The organism is Photobacterium proteolyticum, assembly GCF_001939735.1.
Classification (GTDB): domain Bacteria; phylum Pseudomonadota; class Gammaproteobacteria; order Enterobacterales; family Vibrionaceae; genus Photobacterium; species Photobacterium proteolyticum.
Genome location: NZ_MJIL01000084.1, coordinates 163,784 through 174,031, shown reverse-complemented (window position 1 = coordinate 174,031; position 10,248 = coordinate 163,784). Strand labels below are relative to the sequence as shown.

The 10,248-nt window shown below is 42.5% G+C and carries 6 protein-coding genes; all 6 read right to left on the bottom strand.

Going from position 1 to position 10,248, the window contains the following annotated elements:
* Positions 1–1,077 precede the first annotated feature (1,077 nt).
* The 6 genes from BIT28_RS17165 to BIT28_RS17140 all read right to left on the bottom strand — a co-directional run bounded on the left by BIT28_RS17165 (position 1,078) and on the right by BIT28_RS17140 (position 10,081).
* On the bottom strand, positions 1,078–2,061 hold the full coding sequence (locus BIT28_RS17165; RefSeq protein WP_075765931.1) for an FHA domain-containing protein: 984 nt from the start codon (positions 2,059–2,061) through the stop codon (positions 1,078–1,080).
* Positions 2,062–2,100: 39 nt separating this feature from the next.
* Complete coding sequence (locus BIT28_RS17160; protein WP_075765929.1) at positions 2,101–2,445, bottom strand: hypothetical protein; 345 nt, start codon at positions 2,443–2,445, stop codon at positions 2,101–2,103.
* The gene (locus tag BIT28_RS17155; protein ID WP_075765927.1) at positions 2,445–3,776 is read right to left on the bottom strand and encodes a TfuA-like protein; all 1,332 of its coding nucleotides are present in this window, start codon (positions 3,774–3,776) and stop codon (positions 2,445–2,447) included. Before BIT28_RS17155 ends, BIT28_RS17160 begins: the two co-directional genes overlap by 1 nt.
* Complete coding sequence (locus BIT28_RS17150; RefSeq protein ID WP_075765925.1) at positions 3,773–4,996, bottom strand: YcaO-like family protein; 1,224 nt, start codon at positions 4,994–4,996, stop codon at positions 3,773–3,775. The genes BIT28_RS17155 and BIT28_RS17150 overlap by 4 nt, the downstream gene beginning before the upstream one ends.
* 68 nt (positions 4,997–5,064) lie before the next feature.
* Positions 5,065–5,982 carry a hypothetical protein gene (locus BIT28_RS17145; protein ID WP_075765923.1) on the bottom strand — a complete coding sequence of 306 codons (918 nt, stop codon included), beginning with the start codon at positions 5,980–5,982 and terminating at the stop codon, positions 5,065–5,067.
* 13 nt (positions 5,983–5,995) lie between these two features.
* The gene (locus tag BIT28_RS17140; protein ID WP_075765921.1) at positions 5,996–10,081 is read right to left on the bottom strand and encodes a protein kinase domain-containing protein; all 4,086 of its coding nucleotides are present in this window, start codon (positions 10,079–10,081) and stop codon (positions 5,996–5,998) included.
* Positions 10,082–10,248: the final 167 nt, after the last annotated feature.

Genomic DNA, 10,248 nt, shown 5'->3' with positions numbered 1-10,248 from the left:
CCAGAGAAACCAGATATAAACGAGCAGTTGGAACAAGCTGCTTAAACATGATTAGGCGACAACTACCTTGAAAAACGCCGAGAGCTAGTGGCTGGTACCGTATTTAGATAATACTCAACACCATCTAGTGTCATCATTGTACCACTCTCATTCGGTACGGAAATAACATTACTCATAGTTATTTATCCTTGTGTTTTGTTTAAAATAGTTAAAAGTTTCGAAGGCTTGATTATTGCTTCATTACATTGTTGGGAGATTGGTTCTTGGAGTATGAAGCCCATAAAAATAAAATTTGTATTGATTAAGAACTATCGTCATCAGATTTTTTGAACTTAACTTAGAGAAAGGTATGAACTAAAAGGTTCATTTAGACGCCACTTAGAATAGTACTCAATATTCAGCATTTAATTTCCTTTTATATCAAACCAATATAATGCGCTTTTTAAATCAACGTAATTAAAATCACAGACCTTCTAACAGGTATACCTAGCCCGATGGCCTTGTTCATTGCTTTGATATCTTCGAGTGCCTCACTGATTTTAGTGTTGTTATTTCTCAAGCTTTTTTCTAAGCAGTACTTTAGGAGTGTGTTTGATAAATCCATTTTTACGCTGTACTGCTATTTGCCAAGCAATTGACTGGCAAACTGAATTTCACTGTCTTGTCTTGCGCTGATTTGCATGGCTAAAGGGGTACCATTCAAATCTGTTGCTAACCTCTTTGAGGCTCATGTAACAATCCTTTTATTAAGTTATCGCCTAAATGGCATCAATATCTAGCAAGAACAATGGTTGATTCACAGTATTAGTGCTACGTTGTTCACTTTATGAGATAAATGTAGCCTTAATGGTCATATAAAAACATTACATGTTATTACACGAACTTTCTTGTGCTGCTAATGGCTGATTGGGGGGGATAACCTAGAGAATAATTGGGAGCTCTGCTTCATTCTAAGAGTCATTGCATTTTTTAAAATAATAGAGTAATTAGTATAAATAGATACAAGTAAAGGCTGATCGGGTTATGAGCACCAACAGAAGTGGCCACTTAACGGTGGCCACTTCAAGTAAGGCTGGACTAAGCCGCTAAGCCTCTGGTATCTATCTCTAAGTGACTTCCTTTGATTACCTGATAATCATTAATAGCAAGCCTGATGCGTCCGCGCTTTCTTTCTATAAGATCTGGAATCATAATTCCCGTTGTTTGTCGTAACTCTGAAAGCTGCTTACGGGCTCGATGCACCTGTATATTAATGTGGGTTTCGGGTAATCCTAAGTCTTTTGTCAGCTGTTCAATTGAACGCCAGCCTTGCGAAGGCTCGGGTACATTCTGTTTTATATCTTCTGCCTTATAGCGCGCGAGAATTGCGGTTAAGTAATGGTGGCTTCGAGCCTGACAATCGATAGACTCACTAGCACTTTGAATCATTAACTCGGTCAGTTCCTCATCTTGGCTAATATTAAAGACATAGCAAAGGTCATTTTTTTCTTGTGCTGACAGGCACAAGGTGTCCATATTTTCAGGGGATTCACACTTAAATAACTGCCATGTCTGCTTTGAGAACTTAAGTTGCTCCCCGTCATGTAAGGGGCTAAGTATACTGTTTTCAAAATGTTCACATTGCCATTGCTGAGACTCTTGATCATAAAAGACCACAAGCTCAGGTGAGGATTCATCGGGCAAAAAGTGATAGTGCTCAAGATAAATCGGCTGAATGTCATGATCATCGCCATGTTCTTGGAGGGTAGGCAGCAAGATATCCTTTGGTGGCTCTAGGCTTCTAACAATGAACGGAGCACATTGCGCACTGGAGAAGGTAATTTGATCGTTGATATGAAGCAATTGTGGGTGATTTGCCTTAATCAACTTACCATTTACTCGTAGCCCGTTTTTACTTAGATCTCTGATATACCAATGCTTTTGGAACTCAATAACAGCATGAATTCTCGACACATCCGGAAGGGCAATTGTTGTATCTACGGTAGAGGATAGGCGCCCGAACTGGTGGAAAGCTTTGAGGTAAACTGGGCTTGAGTATTTTTGATTAGTTAGAAAAGCCATGTTTTTTCTCACTCTATTAATTGCCAAATGTCGCTGATATCAAATTGTGTAGCTAGTTGCATAGTAAATGGACTCTTGGTCTATAAGTGTATCCAACATTTCGAGATTTTGTTGGTAGTTTGGAAGCGTTTGAATAAGCTTCTCCATTGCTCTATTTAGTTCGGACTCGACAACAGCCGTTGACTCAGCATTTGTTTGCCATTGGTTTTGAACTTTCAATGATGAGGAGTTCTCTTCAGGGGCTATCCATAAAGAGGTCAATGTCCAGGCTGTTTCACGAGCTAGAGGAGGGAAAACAAGATTCGATAGTTCTTTGAACTTTTGCTCATCTTCACGTTTGATTTCCAATGCTGCGATTAGGTTGAGTGTTAGGTTCTCATTCATTATTTTGCTCCTTTCTGTAGGTAGTAGTGATAATCTTGCGCTATGGCTTCTGCCAGTTCTTCTCGGGACGTAAAGCCCAGTATCAGATATAAATCGTTTGGGTCTTTTGTTGTGATTGTGTTTTGCTTTCGAGCTATATACCAATCCCACAATTCCTGCTCAGTTAGCGCCAAGTCGGAAAGAGGTTGTGGTTGATGAGCACGTTTGAACTCAATTTTCTTCTGGTATTCAGCGAACTGGTTTGTCAGCTTCAATATATCTAGCATCTCACTGGCTGTTTGTTGATCACAGTGATCTAACCAAGCCAATAGAGATTGGGTTTCCACTAAGCGATCGAATTCATTGGAACTGACTTGTTGGGAATTAGCCCAGAGAGCGAGTTTGGGAAAGTCTAATTCTTGTTTTTCGAGCGCAGATTGATGGAAAGCAAGCTCCAAAAGTGCACTTTTCTTCAGGTTATGGGTATCAGGGAGATGAGATACGGCAGAACGCAATGCGGCTTTTCTGGCTATAGCCTGCTGTTTATATTCTCGGTAGCGACCTTCGAGTTTGAGCTCTCTGTCTAGCTCTTCATCTGTAACTGAATTCAATTCAAGCTTGCGTTGCTGATCTAATTTCGACACGAGCCTTTCCCAAGCGTCTGTTTTGGCAAAATGACTTCTTTTTTTCTCCGGTATTATTTCATCTGCGTTTGAACTTGCTAAAGATTGAAGTAGCGATAACGCATCTTGTTGTTTTATATCAATAGAATGGCTGTCGATAAAGTTACACAGAGGTTGTGATTTCGCTTTATCCATTAGCTTTGTTGCGTACTGTTTGAGATTGTCAAAGGAGCGTTTGGGGTAGTGGAGCTCTTTCAAGGCAAGTACAAGCTGAGCTGACTCACTAGCGTCAATAATGTGGTGAGCAACAGCCGCATCTAACGTCGCTCTAATATTAATCATGGGGGTAGATAGGCTAGGGTAGCCGAGTTCAGCTGGACCATGAACTAACGCAACTTCGTCGTCATCTTCTAAATGTCCAGAGTGAAACTGTTCGAAGACAAAGCCAAAACCTTTCATACCAAGGCTTGATAATTCCGCGGCTCGTAACGCGCCCATACTGGAGCAGCCGTATACGTTTATTCCCAGAGAAATGGCATACAGTATTTCTTTGTGCCAAACAGCTGGAACACTTTCAAAATATCCATCAATCAAAACAATGCTATCAGGCTTATCATGCGTGGCTAAATATATGTCACCTTGTTTCGCGGGTGGGCGGCAGTCCGCTTGAATAATGGTTGAAATCTTATCTGCGGTAAGGGTTGGCCCTGAGAATATGATAGTCCTCATTTTTCCCCTCCTTGAGTCAGTATATCTTTCGTTTTAAGTGCACGTTGACCGCCAACATATCCTGGCGAGTCATCAATACCTTCCAGGCCAGGAACAACAACTCTGACAACAGGAATCTGATAGTCATCTTTTGTCAGGTTAACAACCCCAACTTGTGTTAACCCTACGTTATTTAGTTTGTGCAGAATAAGCTCAATGTCGTGCTCAAAGTGTTCAAAGTTCCAGCTAACGATATCTTGAAAGCTTCTTGCGCCGTGAGTTGAGGTTGAGTCGATACTTCTAATTGATGAGGCCGAAGTCTGGTAGTTGTTAGCTTCAATGTCATCTCTTGAGCCTGATATCATGGTTAATCGGGTTTGAGCCGCTTCGGTGAGTGCCCTTAATAGCGCAATACTTTTGCAAGGGTGAGTGCCTGAGCCTGCAGACGGGTAGTGAGGGCCGGTTGTTTTGCTTTTCGGTATAATTTTGCAGTAGAAGCTTGGTAACCCTATATCCGACGTAATATCCCAAACCTGGATATCAATATCAGCTGCCTGGTATTTTCTTATTACCGAAAGGCAATCTAAGTCATCGACAGTATCAAGCTTGAGGAGGCGAGTGTCTTGTTGGCTTAAGTGATCCTTTTCTACCCGCCACAAGGCCAGGGCGTCTCGCTCTATGACTTCACACAGCCCATGCACGATTGCTTCCTCTGTGCTATTTCCAGATGCAAGACCATTGGAACTCATAACAAATGTTCCGCTTCCCGTTGGGAGTGGCAGTGTGTAATTACAGTGAATGACATCATATGGAATGTAGATGGGTGTGTTGGTGAAAAGTTCATCACCCTCGATCCAGAGGCGCTGACTGTGCTCAGAAAAAGTACTGAAAGCCATTTTAGGTAAGCCAGTGATATCGACAACATGATGTTTTGACGCTATTTGGTTATAGCTTGCTAACTTCAGAGGTAAATCAATGTGCTCTGCGTGGTAGGTTTCTATCGCCTCCATTGCCCCCGAGACTTTCGCAGAGATGAGGTCCAGCCCCTTTCCTTGAGCAACAGATATTGCACATGACTCTGGGCGACAAACTGTGATGACAGGGATCCCGATATGGTCTAGCCCGGTAATATTCGCAATACGGGTGATCCCCATCTCCTTTAAGAACGGGGAAATTTTATCGAAGGTAGATTGTGGAGACCGCGAGCGATGGGTTCCTCTCTGATGTTTTTTTGAGATCATCAAATATCCTTGGATTTAAGCAGTAATAGCCAAGCAAAAAGCTTGGCTATTTGTTCTATTGCTACTTGCTATTTAAGGAAGCTTTGGAGGTTAGCTACCGTACAGACGGTTCCAACAAGAAGGCTCTCTTCTTGAACATCTTTAGGATTAACGGCACCGACCTGGACGCCGGCATCGCGATAATAGCGAGCCAAAGACTGTGCCGTGAGCGTGTTACTCTGCTCTTTTATCGACTCCATGTAGGGGATGATATCATCGCGGTGATTGTGAATCGTGGCCTTCATCTCTGAGATGGCCTGTTGCAATTCGTTTAGGTCTTGTTTATTTCCAGCCTCAAGATTTAAAGCATCTAAGCGATCAAGGTCATCAGTACTGAGATAGTGAATATGGTAAGGGTAAAATTCGTTATCGTCTCTTACCATCAAAGGATTGACGTAGGATACGATGTAGAGGTTCTCGCCAACAGCCTCTTTGAGTTGCTCTAGCGCTGAAGTGGGGATGTGGTCATTGGCAAAGCTCACTATCGGCTGGTCTGATTTAGGCTCTAAGTGACCGATTGGAGTATCCGGAACAAATGAAGGTTGAGAACTTTCACGTAGTGGAGCACGTAGTCTGTTTAGTTGCAAAACGCGCAAATCGAGCAAATAGCCCGGTTTTAAGTCGTCGCGATTAATTCCTGCCGGGCACTGAGCCTTCTCTAAGTTCCAAGGAACGATTTTGGTAAGAGCAGGGCCAATGATATTAATCTGTTGTAACTTCTGTCCCTGATTCTGAGAGCCAAAGAAAAAATGGTAATCTGTTTCACTATAGCACCATTCAATTCGCTTAATCTCTTTGGCGGTATAGTCTTCATGATTGATAAGAGTTGCTCGTTTCCCATCTTTTCTTATCACATAGATATCTTGTGAGCGAAGAGTAAGGTTTCCCTTTTCATCAATGTATGGGCTTAACTGATTTTGCAGCTCTTCTAACGATATTTTTTCCATAATTTATCCTTGTTTATAGATAACCTAGCGCTTTCGCATGATTTAATGCCAATAATACAGACTGCTGGCAGTACTTTTGTTTGCCTATGATGTTTCTACTATTAATGGCCTCCTTTAATGGGTTAATAACCGATGCCGGTAGTGCGTGTTGGCTTGAATCAAGTATGGTTTTGATTATATTAATGACACGATGGTTGGTGATATCTTGGGAAATTAAAGGTACTGAACTGGCGATAAGTTCGAGCTCAATAAGTAAAGCCAACCATTGCAGAGGAAATGGAAATTCATTCGATAATGCTTTCCAGATATGGTTGCATTGTTCTATTAGTGTCTGGCCGTGTTTATAGTCTTCATCCTTGTAAGCGAGCCACGCTTCGTTGGCATTAGCGATCGCAATGTAGTCATCCATACCTGAGTTCTGAGCAAACTCTTTCGCCTGACGTAAGTACTGGCGAGTTTCCACTCTATTCCCTTGGAGTCGAAACAGTACGGTCAGATAAGCTAAACAGCGTGTCTTCAGGGTAGTATCCGCGTTTTCAGTTGCATTCTTCAGTGCTTGTATTAAGTACTGCTGAGCGTCTGTGTATTGCTGGCTAAATAAGCAAGTAAAGCCTAAAGTAAATAGGCAGTTATTTTGTAGCGGATAGTCATCAGTTTCCTGAGAAGCGATAAAGGCATGTTTTGCCAATTCCACATGTTGTTTCGTTAAGGCATAGCGAGTGTGACGTAATTCATATTGTAATTTGGCATCATAGAACTTCGCTTTAGTCGTAGGGTTGTTGAAGTCGACTACGTTTTCTTCAATGAGGTTGATGACGCTGAGCATATCCTGTAACTGATTGCGCCAATAAAAGACATAGAGCTTTGCCATTTGCACAGACAGCCACATTTGATGCCAGTGTTTATCGGCTAACATGTCAGCATTTAATAAAGACTCAGCAGTCAAGTAGGCTTCTATTGCCTGTTCATGCAAGTGGTGAGTTTCCAGAGACTTACCATAATTTAGGAACAAATTTGCTTTTAGTAAGTTGTCTTCATCACTGCTTTCCTCAATAGCAGCAAGGTAATGCTGACGAGCTTGGGTATGTTTGGCTAGTCGTACCAAATTATCACTTAAACCAATAAGCGCTTGTATTTTTGTCTTCTTTGAAACGTGCTCAGAAATATCCTCGTTAGAGAGCGCGAGCGCTTTTTCATAGTAGGTAATTGCATCTTCCACGATAGACGAGTGGGAAGATTGTTCTCCCGCTTGTAAGTAGTACGGTACCGCAAGACTTGGGCGCTGAGCTTTTGCCCATTGCTCAGCAACCATGGCCGCAGAGTATTCCCCAGTATTGAAATTCTGTTCCATGGCACATGCAATGTGGCTATGGATTGTTGGTTGTATGGTTGTGCTTTCATAAACGGCATCACGAACTAGCGCGTGCTTAAACTGATATTGGTTGCCGTCTACATTGCGTTGAATGTAGATTAAGTTCGCTCTCTGGAGTTCTTCTAAATCAGATTGTAGTTGGCTTGCATCTTTGTCAGATGCAGCATGAATCAACTGCTCACTAAACGTTCTACCAATCGCTGCAGCGAGTTGAGCCGTGTCTTTGGCGAACACAAGCCCATCCAGTTTTTGTTGTAATGACTCTCTTAGGTTCTCGGGCACCTGCGACTCAGGTTCAGAGACTACAAAGTCCAGCTGACCATTTACTTTTTTTATGAGCGCATTTCTTTGAGCGTAAGTAACTAATTCTTCGAGAAAGAGAGGGTTGCCATCGCTTCGTTCGGTGAGTAAGTCTTCGACTTTTTTACTCACGTGTTGGCTATCGAGCAAATATCGAATGAAGCTGTGACAATCGGACTTTGTTAGGGTGGTGAGTTTGACTATTGAGTAAGTTGACTCGACGAGAGCGTCAGGAAGCGGATTACGCGAACTGTTTAGCCAGCGAATGTGGTGTTCTGCTAACCAGTCGGAAGCGACGAAATAACGAATAAACTCGATTGTTGTCGTATCAGCCCAGTGCAGATCTTCACACACAAAGAGTGTCGATGTTCTATGGCCATCACCTTGCTTCTCATCACTTATTAAAGAGAGTAGATGTGATATAGCAATAAACAACAGCTTTTTTTGTTCATTAAGAGAGAGATTGTCAAGAGAGTGATTTATCAGCTGTTCACTGTAGGCACTAAGACGGGAGTATGGCTGAAGCCATGCCCGCAAAATAGCTGTGCAGTTTTCTCTTTCAGCCAAAGGTGCTGATAGAGAGCTCATTGCCTGAGTTAAGTGGTGATCAGCTTCGGGACTGTTGAGCTCAAAATACGCGGTGATGAGGTTTAAAATCGGGTATAAGGCATTTGTTTTATATTCAGGTAAGCACTGGAGTGTTACCACGCTTGTATTTGTGTAGCTCTCTTTGAGTCCTAACAGGAGACGAGATTTACCGATACCAGCATCTCCGTATAAGTGGAAGAGAGGCGTGGTGCTGCTAGGGCTATCTATTAATGACAGTTTATCGAAGGCATCTTGCCGACCAAACATTGCTCCGTGGGATTTGACAGTGCGCAAAAAGCCGAAAGATTCGGAGAATCGTTCTCCTTTAAGAATATACTTTTGCAATGATGAAGGTACTGACACATCTTTTTGTGGCTCGAATATCAGTTGCTCGCTGAGCATGCCTTGAAACTGGCTAGAGCAAACGATCTCATCTGGCTTTGCATTTCTAGCTAAAGACATGGCATCTGTTGCAACTCTTCCTTCGGGGAGATTTCCGCCAATGCTTCGCATCATCCCTTTTGTGAGCCCAATTCTTAGCTCTAGATTCACGCCGTGCTTTTCAAACAGCTGTTCTTGTTTACTGTTCAAGTTATTCCAGATGTCGAGCGCAGCTCTTGCACAGAGGCGGCTGTCATTGTCACTCACGACAGGGTAGCCAAAATAGAATAGAGTGGTGTCGCCAATTGTACCCACTTGGCTTGCTCCATAACGCAATGCAATGTCTACACATTGGTGATGTTGGTCAGCCAAAAGCATTTCAATGATGTCTTGCTTTTCATAGGTAATATAATCAGGTGTGCCTTCTGGTTCTGACAAAATGACACATAGTGCAGAGATTTGTTTTCGTTCAATAAACCGGGAATAAGTTGATGAATATGTTCCCGTTTGAGTCGCGAGAATTTCTGTCGCATGATCGCCCGCCTCATTGTTCAGCTTGGCAGAGGAAGGTACTAGGTCGGAGAAATTGAGTTTTTGAAACTCGTTATATAAATCGACAGTATTTCCCGGGCGTTCAAGGGCTTTTTTATGCAGCACACGTCTGAAAAATGAGGCTGAATGATGCCCAGCTAAGATGCCTAGCGGGACATTGGTAGAACTGAGTTGATGGTAAAAAACCGTTGCAGCACTAGTGCCTTTAATCGTAGAGACGCCAGTTAAGCACTCGATAAACACGAGTCCCCAGACATATATATCAGTTTGGGGTAGTGATGGTTCTCCTCTTAGCTGTTCTGGAGCACTATATTTGGGGGTACCGAGCACTTCATCATTTAAGGTCAGCGTTTGAAAGTCAGTTTGCTTGGCGTCGCTTTTAAGTGTACTGATACCAAAGTCGAGGATTTTGACATGCTGCTTAGCCCCAACTTTAAATAGCATAATGTTGGCTGGCTTAATGTCTCTGTGAACAATACCTAGTTCATGGGCATGAGCTAGCGCATCAAGGACGCAGGCCATGATCTCCGCGGCATCTGCAGGGAGTAACGGACCTTGAGAGTCCAAATGCTCCTTTAGTGTTTCACCATTGACATATTCGTATACGGCGTATAGCAGTCCATCACCCTGCTGACCTTTATCAATCAGAGAAACAATATTCGGATGGTTAAGGCGACGCACCAGATCGCACTCTCTATTAAAGCGTGCGATGCTCCTTTGCTTTTTCTGCTGAGATTCAGCTTCATTCAGCCTTAGAAACTTGATGGCGACAAGTTTTTGAGTGCTTATTTGCCTAGCCTTATAAACTTGTCCGAAACCGCCTTCACCTATTTTTTCTAAGATGGTGTAGTTATTTGAACAAAAGCGATCTTCAATAGTGCTAAATGTTCCTTGCGCCTGATTCATTATATCTTTCTTGAAAGCCACTGATTCGTTAATTTTCAATTTTTATAGCTTTGACTGAGTTATAGCTAACAGTGATGCATAGTACAAAATCAGGTGCATAACCACTAACGGTTTTGTGATGAAGTGTTAAGAATGTATTTTTTGGGATGATTGTTTGAACGTTAAGT

Coding starts and splice junctions, on each gene's coding strand:
- BIT28_RS17160 (WP_075765929.1), bottom strand. CDS start 2,445: ATGAATGAGAACCTAACACTCAACCTAATCGCAGCATTGGAAATCAAA.
- BIT28_RS17145 (WP_075765923.1), bottom strand. CDS start 5,982: ATGGAAAAAATATCGTTAGAAGAGCTGCAAAATCAGTTAAGCCCATAC.
- BIT28_RS17140 (WP_075765921.1), bottom strand. CDS start 10,081: ATGAATCAGGCGCAAGGAACATTTAGCACTATTGAAGATCGCTTTTGT.
- BIT28_RS17150 (WP_075765925.1), bottom strand. CDS start 4,996: ATGATCTCAAAAAAACATCAGAGAGGAACCCATCGCTCGCGGTCTCCA.
- BIT28_RS17155 (WP_075765927.1), bottom strand. CDS start 3,776: ATGAGGACTATCATATTCTCAGGGCCAACCCTTACCGCAGATAAGATT.
- BIT28_RS17165 (WP_075765931.1), bottom strand. CDS start 2,061: ATGGCTTTTCTAACTAATCAAAAATACTCAAGCCCAGTTTACCTCAAA.